The sequence below is a fragment of the Pantoea sp. S18 genome, from assembly GCF_045689705.1.
In the GTDB taxonomy this organism is placed as follows: domain Bacteria; phylum Pseudomonadota; class Gammaproteobacteria; order Enterobacterales; family Enterobacteriaceae; genus Pantoea; species Pantoea symbiotica.
The window spans coordinates 239,476-253,546 of sequence record NZ_CP142688.1; the positions used below are offsets into that span (position 1 = coordinate 239,476).

Annotated in this window: 12 protein-coding genes and 4 tRNA genes; 14 read left to right on the top strand and 2 right to left on the bottom strand. The window is 49.1% G+C overall.

Annotated elements, in window-relative coordinates; genetic code table 11:
• Positions 1–87 precede the first annotated feature (87 nt).
• Positions 88–1,125, top strand: coding sequence for a UDP-N-acetylmuramate dehydrogenase (gene murB, locus VIJ98_RS01070; RefSeq protein ID WP_154157736.1), 1,038 nt, complete (start codon positions 88–90; stop codon positions 1,123–1,125).
• Entirely contained in the window at positions 1,122–2,084 is a 963-nt protein-coding gene (gene birA / locus VIJ98_RS01075) for a bifunctional biotin--[acetyl-CoA-carboxylase] ligase/biotin operon repressor BirA (protein WP_008106989.1), read from the top strand. Before murB ends, birA begins: the two co-directional genes overlap by 4 nt.
• Before the next feature lie 60 nt (positions 2,085–2,144).
• On the opposite strand, the gene coaA is transcribed toward birA, so the two are convergent.
• Together coaA and VIJ98_RS01085 are read right to left on the bottom strand one after the other, a co-directional pair.
• Positions 2,145–3,095 carry a type I pantothenate kinase gene (coaA, locus tag VIJ98_RS01080; RefSeq protein WP_154157738.1) on the bottom strand — a complete coding sequence of 317 codons (951 nt, stop codon included), beginning with the start codon at positions 3,093–3,095 and terminating at the stop codon, positions 2,145–2,147.
• A 202-nt stretch (positions 3,096–3,297) separates the two neighbouring features.
• Positions 3,298–3,855 carry a GNAT family N-acetyltransferase gene (locus VIJ98_RS01085; protein ID WP_323271891.1) on the bottom strand — a complete coding sequence of 186 codons (558 nt, stop codon included), beginning with the start codon at positions 3,853–3,855 and terminating at the stop codon, positions 3,298–3,300.
• 328 nt (positions 3,856–4,183) lie between these two features.
• Between VIJ98_RS01085 and VIJ98_RS01090 the strand changes: the two genes are divergently transcribed.
• From VIJ98_RS01090 to rpoB, 12 genes are all read left to right on the top strand, one after another.
• Positions 4,184–4,259: transfer RNA gene (locus tag VIJ98_RS01090), tRNA-Thr, on the top strand.
• Positions 4,260–4,266: 7 nt separating this feature from the next.
• Positions 4,267–4,351 (top strand) — tRNA-Tyr (locus VIJ98_RS01095).
• Positions 4,352–4,543: 192 nt separating this feature from the next.
• Positions 4,544–4,618: transfer RNA gene (locus VIJ98_RS01100), tRNA-Gly, on the top strand.
• A gap of 5 nt (positions 4,619–4,623) precedes the next feature.
• Positions 4,624–4,699: transfer RNA gene (locus VIJ98_RS01105), tRNA-Thr, on the top strand.
• 107 nt (positions 4,700–4,806) lie between these two features.
• A complete protein-coding gene (gene tuf, locus VIJ98_RS01110) occupies positions 4,807–5,991 on the top strand; it encodes an elongation factor Tu (protein ID WP_258144329.1) in 1,185 nt (394 codons plus the stop codon).
• A gap of 227 nt (positions 5,992–6,218) precedes the next feature.
• Positions 6,219–6,602 (top strand): preprotein translocase subunit SecE, encoded by a 384-nt coding sequence (gene secE, locus VIJ98_RS01115; protein ID WP_008108388.1) that lies wholly within the window; start codon positions 6,219–6,221, stop codon positions 6,600–6,602.
• Position 6,603: 1 nt separating this feature from the next.
• Positions 6,604–7,149, top strand: coding sequence for a transcription termination/antitermination protein NusG (nusG, locus tag VIJ98_RS01120; RefSeq protein WP_008108391.1), 546 nt, complete (start codon positions 6,604–6,606; stop codon positions 7,147–7,149).
• 148 nt (positions 7,150–7,297) lie between these two features.
• Positions 7,298–7,726: a 50S ribosomal protein L11 gene (gene rplK / locus VIJ98_RS01125; RefSeq protein WP_008108393.1), complete on the top strand. Its 429-nt coding sequence runs from the start codon at positions 7,298–7,300 to the stop codon at positions 7,724–7,726.
• A gap of 3 nt (positions 7,727–7,729) precedes the next feature.
• Positions 7,730–8,434 carry a 50S ribosomal protein L1 gene (gene rplA, locus VIJ98_RS01130; protein ID WP_008108395.1) on the top strand — a complete coding sequence of 235 codons (705 nt, stop codon included), beginning with the start codon at positions 7,730–7,732 and terminating at the stop codon, positions 8,432–8,434.
• A 348-nt stretch (positions 8,435–8,782) separates the two neighbouring features.
• Positions 8,783–9,280 (top strand): 50S ribosomal protein L10, encoded by a 498-nt coding sequence (gene rplJ, locus VIJ98_RS01135; RefSeq protein WP_007886294.1) that lies wholly within the window; start codon positions 8,783–8,785, stop codon positions 9,278–9,280.
• Between the two features lie 66 nt (positions 9,281–9,346).
• On the top strand, positions 9,347–9,709 hold the full coding sequence (gene rplL / locus VIJ98_RS01140; protein WP_008108398.1) for a 50S ribosomal protein L7/L12: 363 nt from the start codon (positions 9,347–9,349) through the stop codon (positions 9,707–9,709).
• 332 nt (positions 9,710–10,041) lie between these two features.
• On the top strand, positions 10,042–14,070 hold the full coding sequence (gene rpoB / locus VIJ98_RS01145) for a DNA-directed RNA polymerase subunit beta (RefSeq protein WP_008108400.1): 4,029 nt from the start codon (positions 10,042–10,044) through the stop codon (positions 14,068–14,070).
• Position 14,071: the final 1 nt, after the last annotated feature.

Sequence of the window (14,071 nt, forward strand, 5' to 3'; positions counted from 1 at the left end):
AATATCCCACCAGAAATACGAAAACATCAAACTAGCAACCTGCCAATCAGGTAAACTACGGCCAGATTAATCAGTAAAGGCCGTGAAATGTCCAGCCCCAATACATCCCTAGAAGCTTTCAACACCCTTGGTCTTGCGATCAATGCCCAAACGCTTACCATCGCTGAAACTCCTGACGCTATTACCCTTGCCTGGAAAAAAAGTCAGCAATTAAATCAGCCCTTTATTGTATTAGGCGAAGGGAGCAACGTACTCTTTTTGGAAGATTTCAGCGGCTCTGTGGTGGTTAATGCGATTAAAGGCATAACTATCGAAGAGCATGATGAAGCATGGCATTTACATGTTGGTGCTGGCGAAAATTGGCATGCTTTAGTTGAACAGACGCTGAAGAAGGGCATTACAGGATTGGAAAACCTGGCGCTAATTCCCGGCATGGCAGGTTCAGCACCGATTCAAAATATCGGTGCATATGGTGTCGAATTTAAAGATATCTGTCATTACGTTGAAGCTTTACATCTTCCAACGCAAAAGATTATTCGTTTGTATCGGGAAGAGTGTCAGTTTGGCTACCGCGATAGCGTTTTTAAGCATGCAATGAAGAATGACTATGTCATAGTTGCAGTGGGATTACGTCTGGCAAAACAGTGGAAACCTGTTCTAACTTATGGCGATCTTACTAAATTAAACCCAGCAACAGTTTGTGCGTGGGATATATTCAATGCTATTTGCCATATGCGTCAAAGCAAACTGCCTGACCCCAAAATTACAGGCAATGTGGGGAGTTTCTTCAAAAATCCTCTCATCACAGCTGAGCATGCAACTGCACTAATTAAGCAGTGGCCATCTATTCCTCATTATCCTCAGGCCAGCGGTGAAATGAAATTAGCAGCTGGCTGGTTGATCGATCAATGTGGTCTTAAAGGCTTTCGTGTTGGCGGTGCCGCAGTTCACCGCCAACAGGCTTTGGTACTGATTAATGAAGATCATGCCACTCCACAGGATATTGTCGATTTGGCGCATCAGGTCAGAAATAGAGTCGGTCAAAAATTTGATGTTTGGCTGGAGCCAGAAGTACGCTTTATCGGTGCTCGAGGCGAGCGTAACGCCGTTGAGGTAATTTCATGAAAGATAATAGCGTGCCGTTAAAGTTGGTGGCATTGGTGGCTGATGGTGAATTTCACTCTGGTGAGCAACTGGGCGAAGCACTTGGCATGAGCCGTGCAGCGATCAATAAACATATACAGACGCTGAAAAGCTGGGGCCTGGATGTATATACGGTAACGGGTAAAGGATATAGCTTACCGGAACCCATTCAGTTACTTGATGAAGAAGTCATTCTATCTCACCTGCATCAACCTAATCTGGCGGTGATTCCTGTAATCGATTCTACCAACCAGTATTTGCTGGATCGGATGGATCAATTACCGTCTGGTTACGCATGCATTGCCGAATATCAGCAAGCAGGGCGCGGACGTCGCGGACGTAAGTGGTTTTCTCCGTTTGGTTCCAACCTGTATATGTCCATGTATTGGCGCCTGGAGCAGGGGCCAGCCGCGGCGATGGGCCTGAGTCTGGTGATTGGTATCATCATGGCAGAAGTAATTCAGTCATTGGGTGCGCCGGATGTACGGGTGAAATGGCCAAATGACCTCTATCTTAACGATCGTAAACTTGCCGGTATTTTAGTTGAGTTAACCGGTAAAACCGGCGATGCCGCTCAGATCGTTATAGGTGCTGGCGTCAATTTGCTGATGCGTTCAGAAGGTACGGCGGAAATTAATCAGGGTTGGATTAATCTTCAGGAAGCTGGAGTTGATATTGACCGGAACGAGTTGGCTGCGAAGTTGATCAATAGCCTGCGTGAAGCGTTACCCATTTTTGAGCGCGATGGTTTGGCGCCTTTTGTCTCTCGTTGGGAAGTCCTTGATAACTTCATTAATCGCCCAGTAAAGCTTCTTATAGGGGATCGTGAAGTATATGGCATTGCGCGAGGTATTGATAAGCAGGGCGGTTTATTACTGGAGCAGGATGGAGTCATTAAATCCTGGGTCGGGGGCGAGATTTCACTGCGTCCAGACAATTAATGCATACCAACTAACAAATTAAAATGCCCACAATCTTTTATGGGCATTTTATTAAAAAGGCTATTTTCTCAAGCGTACACTTTGCACAGCATGATCAGCCGACTTAGTCATAATAAGGCTAGCCCGTTCACGTGTAGGCAGGATATTTTCCTTTAAATTAAGCCAGTTAATCTCGTGCCATAGCCCGCGCGCAATATCGAGTGCATCTTCTTCTGGTAATTGCGAATAGTGATGGAAATAAGAGTCCGGATCGCTAAACGCGCCCTCACGGAATTTCAAAAATCGATTTACATACCAGCTCTCGAGTAAGGACTCTGGTGCATCGACGTAAATTGAAAAATCCACGAAATCAGACACAAATACATGATGAGGATCGTGAGGATAGTCCATACCGCTTTGCAGCACATTCAATCCTTCAAGAATAAGAATATCAGGCTGTTGTACGACCTTATCGCCATCCGGAATGACATCGTAAATCAGATGAGAATAAACGGGCGCTGTTACCTGGTTAGCACCCGATTTTAAATCAGATACGAAGTTAACCAAGCGATGCATATCGTAAGATTGCGGGAACCCTTTTTTCTTCATCAAACCGCGTTCTTTGAGCACGGCATTAGGATGCAAAAAACCATCAGTAGTGATCAGTTCAACTTTGCGGTGTTCTGGCCAGCGGCTAAGCAGCGCCTGAAGCACACGAGCGGTTGTGCTTTTTCCTACCGCAACGCTGCCGGCAATACTGATGATATAAGGGATTTTTTGCCCATTAGTGCCAAGGAATTGCTCAAGCACTGCCTGACGACGCAGATTAGAACTGATATAGAAATTAAGCAGACGCGATAGCGGCAGATAAATCTCGGCCACTTCTTCTAATGAAAGGTCTTCATTGATACCACGCAGACGCTCAATTTCACCTTCAGCCAACGTCATTGGTACTGAATCGCGCAGTGCTGCCCATTGCTGGCGATTAAACTGCAAATAGGGCGTAGTAAGAGGTGTCGTTTTTTTACTCATAAGCATGCATCTGAGTGCAAATTCTGATTCATCAACACCTTGCTGCATTAGGCATACAACGATGTATCAAACTCAATTGCACGTCACAGGGGTAATTAACGAGAACAATGGGCAGGAGGGTAACACCAGTGTGACTTTAAAAAGAAGTAAAATGATAAACAGGAGCACGCTTTCGCAAGCGTACCCGCATTTTTCTTGTCGGTCAGTAGCTTGTCGCTACATTTTCTGCTGGGCTGGTACGTAGACGTTTATAGTAAATCGCGCCGGGATGAGGATGCCCATCCGCGCATAATGCATAGTCGGGCAATTCCCCTAAATAGTGGTAGCCATGTGCCCGGTAGAAATTTTCTGCCACAGAACCCGCAATGACATCCAAATAAAGTAGCCCACGTTGATAGCTTTCTGCCTTATGCTCAAGCGTCTGTATTAATCTGCGCCCGATTCCTTCTCGTTGAGTGCTGGAATGCACGAGCAGCTGTAAAACCTCCGCGCGATTTTGTCCATCTGGGCGCTGACAAATGTTGAGCTGTATGCTTCCCACCACAACCGAGTCGATGATAGCGATCCATAACAGCAGCTCATGGTGTGCCATTTGGTTGCGCAAGCTATGAAAATAACGCTCGGCATCCTGATACTGTTGCATCTTTTGCGAATGTTGGAATGCCGAAGTCATATTGTTTTTTACCGCGTCTATCATCAGGGCAGCCAAAGCCTGGCGATAACGGGGTAATGTTTCTGCAGTAATCTGAACAATATTCATACGACACACTCCATTTAATGACCCGATTTAATAGATAAGCAAAATGCGGACCAGCCGAAAAAACGGCTATGGAGGATGTTTTCACAAAAAAATTTCTAAATTTGCACAGTAGAAAGGCAGTGCGCTTCAAATATGTGCATTGGAAATGATGTTGATACAGAGAAAACCAATCGACGAATTGGTGTAAAAATGGACATGTTTTGGATGATTTTACTGCATGAGATAGCTAATTTGAGATGATTTGCACAAATAGTAAGCGATAGAACAATTTTGGCGATTTTTTTGTTGCATCCTTCTTCGGGTCTTCCTAGAATGCGCTCCACTTGATGCCGGCTTAGCTCAGTTGGTAGAGCAACTGACTTGTAATCAGTAGGTCACCAGTTCGATTCCGGTAGCCGGCACCATCAAGTAGGTGGGATTCCCGAGCGGCCAAAGGGAGCAGACTGTAAATCTGCCGTCACAGACTTCGAAGGTTCGAATCCTTCTCCCACCACCATCTCAACCTCCTGGTTGGGCATCAGATAAAGTCTTTGTCTGATGGGTGAGTTATTCATCTCTCACCTTCGAATTTCAGATTGTGCGTTAGCGCAATCAAAGTTGGTCAGAAACTCTGACCGGCTCGAATAATAGAAGGTCTTCTTTTATTATTCATAAGCTACAGAAAGAACAGGTAGCCGAGTTCCAGGATGCGGGCATCGTATAATGGCTATTACCTCAGCCTTCCAAGCTGATGATGCGGGTTCGATTCCCGCTGCCCGCTCCAGATGTGCTGATATGGCTCAGTTGGTAGAGCGCACCCTTGGTAAGGGTGAGGTCCCCAGTTCGACTCTGGGTATCAGCACCACTTCCTTTATCTCTCTCCTGATTCTCTCTCTGTAAACCAAACAGTCAGGCAATGCCTGGTTGATATGACGATATCTTCGATATATCCGTGTCTTAGAGGGACTAGCGATGGCTAAAGAGCAATTTCAGCGTAACAAACTGCACGTAAACGTGGGCACCATCGGTCACGTCGACCATGGTAAAACTACCCTGACGGCAGCAATTACTACCGTGCTGGCTAAAACCTACGGCGGTAAAGCAAGCAAATTCGACGAGATCGATAAAGCGCCAGAAGAGAAAGCACGTGGTATCACCATCAACACTTCTCACGTTGAGTATGAAACCCCGAATCGCCACTATGCGCACGTTGACTGCCCAGGCCACGCCGATTATGTGAAAAACATGATCACCGGTGCTGCACAGATGGACGGCGCGATCCTGGTTGTTGCTGCGACTGATGGCCCAATGCCACAGACCCGTGAGCACATCCTGCTGGGTCGTCAGGTTGGCGTTCCTTACATCATCGTGTTCCTGAACAAGTGCGACATGGTTGATGATGAAGAGCTGCTGGAACTGGTAGAGATGGAAGTACGTGACCTGCTGTCAGCATATGACTTCCCAGGCGACGACACCCCAATCGTACGTGGTTCTGCTCTGAAAGCGCTGGAAGGCGACGCTGAGTGGGAAGCTAAGATCATTGAACTGGCTGGTCATCTGGATACCTATATCCCAGAGCCAGTACGTGCAATCGACAAGCCGTTCCTGCTGCCAATCGAAGACGTATTCTCAATCTCTGGCCGTGGTACTGTTGTTACCGGTCGTGTTGAGCGCGGTATCGTTAAAGTGGGCGACGAAGTTGAAGTTGTTGGCCTGAAAGATACTGTGAAATCAACCTGTACTGGCGTTGAAATGTTCCGCAAACTGCTGGACCAGGGTCAGGCAGGCGAGAACTGTGGTGTTCTGCTGCGTGGTATCAAGCGTGAAGACATCGAGCGTGGTCAGGTTCTGGCTAAGCCGGGTTCAATCAAGCCACATACCCAGTTCACTTCAGAAGTTTACGTTCTGTCTAAAGATGAAGGCGGCCGTCATACTCCGTTCTTCAAAGGCTACCGTCCTCAGTTCTACTTCCGTACTACTGACGTGACCGGTGACGTTCAACTGCCAGAAGGCGTTGAGATGGTAATGCCAGGCGACAACGTAAAAATGACCGTAACTTTGATCAAGCCAATCGCTATGGATCAGGGTCTGCGTTTCGCAATCCGTGAAGGCGGCCGTACTGTTGGTGCGGGTGTTGTTGCTGATATTATCGCTTAATTGCGATAACATTTGACGCAATGCACAAGGAAAGGGCATCATTTGATGCCCTTTTTGCACGCTGTTACATAGAACCTGGCTCATCAGTGATTTTCAATCATAATCATTGTTGAGACAGGCTCTGTTTCACGGCGTTGGATACCGAGTTACGCTCAAAAGCTCATTCGGTTTGGATGCCTCGCTCTGCGGGGCAGAATAGTTTCTGAATTATTGTGGCAGGTTGGTTTATGAGTGCGAATACCGAAGCTCAAGGAAGCGGGCGCGGCCTTGAAGCGATGAAATGGGTAGTTGTGATCGCATTGCTCCTGGTAGCAATTGTCGGCAACTATATTTATCGCGATGTAACACTGCCGCTGCGCGCGCTGGCTGTAGTAGTGCTGATTGCTGCAGCAGGCGGCATCGCATTGCTGACAATCAAAGGCAAAGCGACTGTTGCATTTGCCCGTGAAGCAAGAACCGAAATGCGCAAGGTCATTTGGCCAACTCGCCAGGAAACATTGCACACCACGTTAATCGTTGCCGCGGTAACTGCCGTGATGTCACTGATTTTGTGGGGGCTGGATGGTATTCTGGTCCGCCTGGTATCGTTTATCACTGGCCTGAGGTTCTGAGATGTCTGAAGCTCCAAAAAAACGCTGGTACGTCGTTCAGGCGTTCTCCGGTTTTGAAGCTCGTGTAGCTAAGTCGCTGCACGAGCATATCAAACTGCACAACATGGAAGAGCTTTTTGGCGAAGTCATGGTGCCGACTGAAGAAGTCGTCGAAATCCGTGGTGGCCAACGTCGCAAAAGCGAACGTAAATTCTTCCCTGGCTACGTATTGGTTCAGATGGTAATGAATGACGCCAGCTGGCACTTAGTACGCAGTGTACCGCGTGTGATGGGCTTTATCGGCGGAACTTCCGATCGTCCTGCGCCAATCAGTGATAAAGAAGTTGATGCGATTATGAACCGCCTGCAGCAGGTTGGTGATAAGCCGCGTCCAAAAACGCTGTTCGAGCCAGGCGAGATGGTACGCGTCAGCGACGGCCCGTTTGCCGACTTCAACGGTGTGGTCGAAGAAGTGGATTACGAAAAGAGCCGCTTAAAAGTTTCCGTTTCCATCTTTGGTCGTGCAACGCCAGTGGAACTCGACTTCGCTCAGGTGGAAAAAGCTTAACCCTTTTGTTCACTTTTTAGCTCTTGCGGAAGGCGCGAAATTTACCTATAATTTCGCGCCTTTTGTTTTTATGCGCTGCTACTAGCGTGTAAATCGTTATCACGGGGAGCCTGTTTTTCAGGCGTTAAAACCCAATTGAGGAAATATCATGGCCAAGAAAGTACAAGCCTACGTCAAGCTGCAGGTTGCAGCTGGTATGGCTAACCCAAGCCCACCTGTTGGTCCAGCTCTGGGTCAGCAGGGTGTTAACATCATGGAATTCTGCAAAGCGTTCAACGCCAAGACAGAATCTCTGGAGAAAGGTCTGCCTACTCCAGTTGTTATCACCGTATACAGCGACCGTTCTTTCACTTTCGTTACCAAAACGCCTCCGGCTGCCGTTCTGCTGAAAAAAGCAGCAGGCATCAAGTCTGGCTCTGGTAAGCCGAACAAAGATAAAGTCGGTAAAGTGACTCGTGCTCAGGTACGTGAAATCGCAGAAACTAAAGCTGCGGACATGACTGGTTCTGACGTAGAAGCGATGACTCGCTCTATCGAAGGTACTGCTCGTTCCATGGGCCTGGTAGTAGAGGATTAAGAAATGGCTAAGCTGACCAAGCGCATGAGCGTAATTCGCGACAAAGTTGACGCGACCAAGCAGTACGACATCACCGAAGCTGTTGCTCTGTTGAAAGAACTGGCTACTGCTAAGTTTGTAGAAAGCGTAGACGTTGCTGTTAACCTCGGCATCGATGCTCGTAAATCTGATCAGAACGTGCGCGGCGCGACCGTTCTGCCACACGGTACTGGTCGTTCAGTACGTGTTGCCGTCTTCACCCAAGGTGCAAACGCTGAAGCTGCTAAAGCAGCTGGCGCAGAGCTGGTTGGTATGGAAGATCTGGCTGAGCAGATCAAAAAAGGCGAAATGAACTTTGACGTTGTTATCGCTTCTCCTGATGCGATGCGCGTTGTTGGCCAGCTGGGCCAGGTTCTGGGCCCACGCGGTCTGATGCCAAACCCGAAAGTTGGTACTGTAACCCCTAACGTTGCTGAAGCAGTTAAAAATGCTAAAGCAGGTCAGGTTCGTTATCGTAACGACAAAAACGGCATTATCCACACCACCATCGGTAAAGTGGATTTTGACACTGACAAATTGAAAGAAAACCTGGAATCTCTGCTGGTTGCGCTGAAAAAAGCTAAACCATCACAGGCGAAAGGCGTGTACATCAAGAAAGTCAGCATCTCTACCACCATGGGCGCCGGCGTTGCCGTTGACCAGGCTGGTCTGAGCGCATCAGCAAACTAATTGCTGCTTGTAACGGGCGAAAAATTCATCTAGAATATTACGCCCGTTGTTCTGGTTGTTTACTCAATTCAGAACCCAGATTCAAAGCGAGTGAGTGACTAAGTCTAAAGGCTCAGTTGTTCAGTCGCTTAGGTTGGAGCCAGGCCTTATCCTGGCCTCCGTCCGAGACCGCAGGAGCAGAATATTTTCGGATATCTTGCTTAATACCCTGCGTAGACGGTGACAGAACCAAAAAGAATTTTTTCTTCGCTGGATTCTGCTCACCGTGTAATAGCGCTTATCGCCTTCGGGTGAATGAGTGAAGTGAGTTCCGGGAAATTATTCCCGGCCAATCCAGGAGCAAAGCTAATGGCATTAAATCTTCAAGGCAAACAAGCGATTGTTGCTGAAGTTAGCGAAGTAGCCAAAGGCGCGCTTTCAGCGGTTGTTGCGGATTCCCGCGGCGTAACCGTTGATAAAATGACCGAACTGCGTAAAGCAGGTCGTGAAGCTGGCGTTTACATGCGTGTTGTTCGTAACACCCTGCTGCGCCGCGTCGTTGAAGGTACTCCTTTCGAGTGCCTGAAAGACACGTTTGTTGGTCCGACCCTAATTGCATATTCTTTGGAACACCCGGGCGCTGCTGCTCGTCTGTTCAAAGATTTCGCTAAAGCGAATGCAAAATTTGAGGTCAAAGCTGCAGCCTTTGAAGGTGAGCTGATCACGGCGGCCAATATTGACCGTCTGGCAACTCTGCCGACTTACGAAGAAGCACTGGCACGTCTGATGTCGACCATGAAAGAAGCCGCTGCTGGCAAACTGGTCCGTACTCTGGCTGCTGTGCGCGATGCAAAAGAAGCGGCTTAAGGCCAAATTCTTTTCCTTCGTGCTTGCTAACGTATAAACTTTTTCTGATTTTTAGGAACAATCGATATGTCTATCACTAAAGACCAAATTCTGGAAGCTGTTGCCGCTATGTCCGTAATGGAAGTAGTTGAGCTGGTTTCTGCTATGGAAGAAAAATTCGGCGTTTCTGCTGCTGCTGCTGTAGCTGTTGCTGCTGGCCCAGCTGAAGCTGTTGAAGAGAAAACTGAATTCGACGTAATTCTGAAAGCTGTTGGCGCTAACAAAGTCGCAGTAATCAAAGCAGTACGTACTGCAACTGGCCTGGGCTTGAAAGAAGCTAAAGACCTGGTTGAAGCTACTGGTACTATCAAAGAAGCCATCAGCAAAGATGACGCAGCCGCTCTTGAAGCTGCTCTGAAAGAAGCTGGCGCTGAAGTTGAAGTTAAGTAAGACAGCCTTCGGGTTGCAGCCTGAGTAACATTAGGCTGATGGCTGGTGACTGTTTAGGTCACCAGCCTTTTTGCGCTACAGGGGAATGATGGCGTTTCGCACTGTTTGTCCATCATTCCTCTTCAATATCTTTTTCTATCGACGCCTTAATATATCGCTCTCCTGCGAAGGTTCCCTGCCTGAGCAACGGCGATGAAATGATTTAAGAGTGATAGAAAGATGTATTGCATGGGGTGCTGCGCATCGCATGAAAAACAAAAAATAGTGTTGCATGAACTGTCCTTTTCAGGACGGACAGCGTGGTTCGACATGTCAGCTAGCTGAGGAACCCCATGGTTTACTCCTATACCGAGAAAAAACGTATTCGTAAGGATTTTGGTAAACGTCCACAAGTTTTGGACATACCTTATCTCCTTTCTATCCAGCTTGACTCGTTCCAGAAGTTTATCGAGCAAGATCCAGAAGGCCAGTACGGTCTGGAAGCAGCCTTCCGCTCCGTATTCCCAATCTCAAGCTACAGCGGCAACTCTGAGTTGCAGTATGTTAGCTACCGTTTGGGTGAGCCTGTCTTTGACGTAACTGAATGTCAGATCCGTGGCGTGACCTATTCGGCACCGCTGCGCGTGAAACTGCGTCTGGTGATCTACGAGCGCGAAGCGCCGGAAGGCACCGTAAAAGACATTAAAGAACAAGAAGTCTACATGGGTGAGATTCCACTCATGACGGACAACGGTACCTTTGTTATCAATGGTACTGAGCGTGTTATCGTTTCTCAGCTGCACCGTAGTCCTGGCGTGTTCTTCGACAGTGATAAGGGTAAAACGCACTCTTCCGGTAAAGTGCTGTATAACGCACGTATCATCCCTTACCGCGGTTCATGGCTCGACTTCGAGTTTGACCCGAAAGACAACCTCTTCGTCCGTATTGACCGTCGTCGTAAGCTGCCGGCCAGTATCATTCTGCGCGCGTTAAACTTCACCTCAGAACAAATCCTCGATCTGTTCTTTGACAAAGTCGTTTATGAAATCCGCGATAACAAACTGCAGATGGAACTGGTGCCTGAGCGCCTGCGTGGTGAAACCGCCTCCTTCGATATCGAAGCAAACGGCACGGTCTACGTTGAGAAAGGTCGTCGCATCACTGCGCGCCACATCCGTCAGCTGGAAAAAGACAACATTCAGCACATCGAAGTGCCAGTTGAATACATTGCTGGCAAAGTGGTCGCTAAAGACTACGTCGATCTGAACACCGGCGAGCTGATCGTTCCAGCGAACATGGAATTGTCACTGGATCTGCTGGCGAAACTGAGCCAGTCAGGCCACAAGCGCATTGAAACGCTGTTCACCAACGACCTGGATCACGGTGCGTATATCTCCGAGACTCTGCGTGTTGACCCAACCAACGATCGCTTAAGCGCGCTGGTTGAGATCTACCGCATGATGCGTCCTGGCGAACCACCAACGCGTGAAGCCGCTGAAAACCTGTTTGAGAACCTGTTCTTCTCTGAAGATCGTTACGATCTTTCTGCGGTTGGCCGCATGAAGTTCAACCGTTCTCTGCTGCGTGATGAGATCGAAGGTTCAGGTATCCTGAGCAAAGACGACATCATCGAAGTGATGAAAAAGCTTATCGGTATCCGTAACGGTATCGGTGAAGTGGATGATATCGATCACCTCGGCAACCGTCGTATTCGTTCTGTTGGCGAAATGGCAGAAAACCAGTTCCGTGTTGGTCTGGTTCGTGTTGAGCGTGCGGTTAAAGAGCGTCTGTCTCTGGGCGACCTCGATACGCTGATGCCTCAGGACATGATCAACGCTAAGCCGATTTCGGCGGCGGTGAAAGAGTTCTTCGGTTCAAGCCAGCTGTCCCAGTTTATGGATCAGAACAACCCGTTGTCTGAGATTACGCACAAACGTCGTATCTCTGCTCTGGGCCCAGGCGGTCTGACCCGTGAGCGCGCCGGCTTCGAAGTACGTGACGTACACCCAACCCACTACGGTCGTGTATGTCCTATCGAAACCCCGGAAGGCCCGAACATCGGTCTGATCAACTCACTCTCTGTTTACGCGCAGACTAACGAATACGGTTTCCTTGAAACCCCGTATCGTCGCGTTGTTGACGGAAAAGTGAGTGATGAAATTCATTACCTCTCTGCAATTGAAGAGGGTAACTACGTTATCGCTCAGGCGAACACCAACCTCGCAGAAGATGGCAGCTTTGTTGACGATCTCGTCACCTGCCGTAGCAAGGGTGAGTCAAGCCTGTTCAGCCGCGATCAGGTTGACTACATGGACGTTTCCACCCAACAGGTGGTTTCTGTCGGTGCGTCACTGATTCCGTTCCTGGAGCACGATGATGCTAACCGCGCCTTGATGGGTGCGAACATGCAACGTCAGGCGGTTCCAACTCTGCGCGCTGATAAGCCGCTGGTTGGTACCGGTATGGAGCGTGCAGTAGCGGTTGACTCCGGTGTAACTGCCGTCGCGAAACGTGGTGGTACCGTTCAGTACGTTGATGCTTCTCGTATCGTTATTAAAGTTAACGAAGAAGAGATGTATCCGGGCGAAGCGGGTATCGACATCTACAACCTGACTAAGTACACCCGTTCTAACCAGAACACCTGCATCAATCAGATGCCGTGTGTAAACCTGGGTGAACCGATTGAGCGTGGCGACGTGCTGGCTGACGGCCCGTCTACCGATCTCGGTGAACTGGCGCTCGGTCAGAACATGCGCGTGGCGTTCATGCCATGGAACGGTTACAACTTCGAAGACTCCATCCTCGTATCCGAGCGTGTGGTTCAGGAAGACCGTTTCACCACTATTCACATCCAGGAACTGGCATGTGTGTCTCGCGACACTAAGCTGGGGCCAGAAGAGATCACCGCTGATATCCCGAACGTGGGTGAAGCTGCGCTTTCTAAACTGGATGAATCCGGCATCGTGTATATCGGTGCGGAAGTGACCGGTGGCGACATTTTGGTTGGTAAGGTAACGCCGAAAGGTGAAACCCAGCTGACGCCAGAAGAGAAACTGCTGCGTGCGATCTTCGGTGAAAAAGCCTCTGACGTGAAAGATTCGTCACTGCGCGTTCCGAACGGCGTATCCGGTACGGTTATCGATGTGCAGGTCTTCACCCGCGATGGCGTGGAAAAAGACAAGCGCGCGCTGGAAATCGAAGAAATGCAGCTGAAGCAGGTTAAGAAAGACCTGTCTGAAGAACTGCAGATCTTTGAAGCGGGCCTGTTCGGCCGTATCCAGGCAGTTCTGATCTCGGGTGGTGTTGAAGCCGAGAAGCTGGACAAACTGCCACGTGAGCGCTGGTTGGAGCTGGGCCTGACTGACGAAGAGAAGCAGAATTCTCTGGAGCAGCTGGCTGAGCAGTACGACGAGCTGAAGCACGAGTTTGAGAAGAAACTTGAAGCTAAGCGTCGCAAGATCACCCAAGGCGATGATCTGGCACCAGGCGTGCTGAAAATCGTTAAGGTGTATCTGGCCGTTAAACGTCAGATCCAGCCTGGTGACAAGATGGCAGGTCGTCACGGTAACAAGGGTGTTATCTCTAAGATCAACCCTATCGAAGACATGCCTTACGATGAGAACGGTACGCCGGTCGACATCGTACTGAACCCGCTGGGCGTACCATCGCGTATGAACATCGGTCAGATCCTGGAAACTCACCTCGGTATGGCGGCGAAAGGCATTGGTGAAAAAATCAATGCGATGCTGAAGAAGCAGGAAGAAGTCTCCAAACTGCGTGAGTTCATCCAGCGTGCTTACGATCTGGGCACTGATGTGCGTCAGAAAGTTGATCTGAACACCTTTACAGACGACGAAGTGCTGCGTCTGGCAGAAAACCTGAAGAAGGGTATGCCAATCGCAACTCCGGTGTTTGACGGTGCGAAAGAGAGCGAAATCAAAGAGCTGTTGCAGCTCGGCGGCTTGCCTTCTTCCGGTCAGATCACCCTGTTCGACGGCCGTACCGGTGAGCAGTTTGAGCGTCAGGTAACCGTAGGTTACATGTATATGCTGAAACTGAACCACCTGGTCGACGACAAGATGCACGCACGTTCTACCGGTTCTTACAGCTTGGTTACTCAGCAGCCGCTGGGTGGTAAAGCGCAGTTCGGTGGACAGCGCTTCGGTGAGATGGAAGTGTGGGCACTGGAAGCATACGGTGCCGCGTATACCCTGCAGGAAATGCTTACCGTTAAATCTGATGACGTTAACGGCCGTACGAAGATGTATAAAAACATCGTCGACGGTAACCATCAGATGGAACCGGGCATGCCGGAATCCTTCAACGTACTGTTGAAAGAGATTCGCTCGCTGGGTATCAACATCGAGCTGGAAGACGAGTAAG

What these genes read in the sequence shown, in the direction of transcription:
- murB (WP_154157736.1), top strand. Translation starts at nt 88, where the DNA reads ATGTCCAGCCCCAATACATCCCTAGAAGCTTTCAACACCCTTGGTCTT.
- birA (WP_008106989.1), top strand. Translation starts at nt 1,122, where the DNA reads ATGAAAGATAATAGCGTGCCGTTAAAGTTGGTGGCATTGGTGGCTGAT.
- coaA (WP_154157738.1), bottom strand. Translation starts at nt 3,095, where the DNA reads ATGAGTAAAAAAACGACACCTCTTACTACGCCCTATTTGCAGTTTAAT.
- VIJ98_RS01085 (WP_323271891.1), bottom strand. Translation starts at nt 3,855, where the DNA reads ATGAATATTGTTCAGATTACTGCAGAAACATTACCCCGTTATCGCCAG.
- tuf (WP_258144329.1), top strand. Translation starts at nt 4,807, where the DNA reads ATGGCTAAAGAGCAATTTCAGCGTAACAAACTGCACGTAAACGTGGGC.
- secE (WP_008108388.1), top strand. Translation starts at nt 6,219, where the DNA reads ATGAGTGCGAATACCGAAGCTCAAGGAAGCGGGCGCGGCCTTGAAGCG.
- nusG (WP_008108391.1), top strand. Translation starts at nt 6,604, where the DNA reads ATGTCTGAAGCTCCAAAAAAACGCTGGTACGTCGTTCAGGCGTTCTCC.
- rplK (WP_008108393.1), top strand. Translation starts at nt 7,298, where the DNA reads ATGGCCAAGAAAGTACAAGCCTACGTCAAGCTGCAGGTTGCAGCTGGT.
- rplA (WP_008108395.1), top strand. Translation starts at nt 7,730, where the DNA reads ATGGCTAAGCTGACCAAGCGCATGAGCGTAATTCGCGACAAAGTTGAC.
- rplJ (WP_007886294.1), top strand. Translation starts at nt 8,783, where the DNA reads ATGGCATTAAATCTTCAAGGCAAACAAGCGATTGTTGCTGAAGTTAGC.
- rplL (WP_008108398.1), top strand. Translation starts at nt 9,347, where the DNA reads ATGTCTATCACTAAAGACCAAATTCTGGAAGCTGTTGCCGCTATGTCC.
- rpoB (WP_008108400.1), top strand. Translation starts at nt 10,042, where the DNA reads ATGGTTTACTCCTATACCGAGAAAAAACGTATTCGTAAGGATTTTGGT.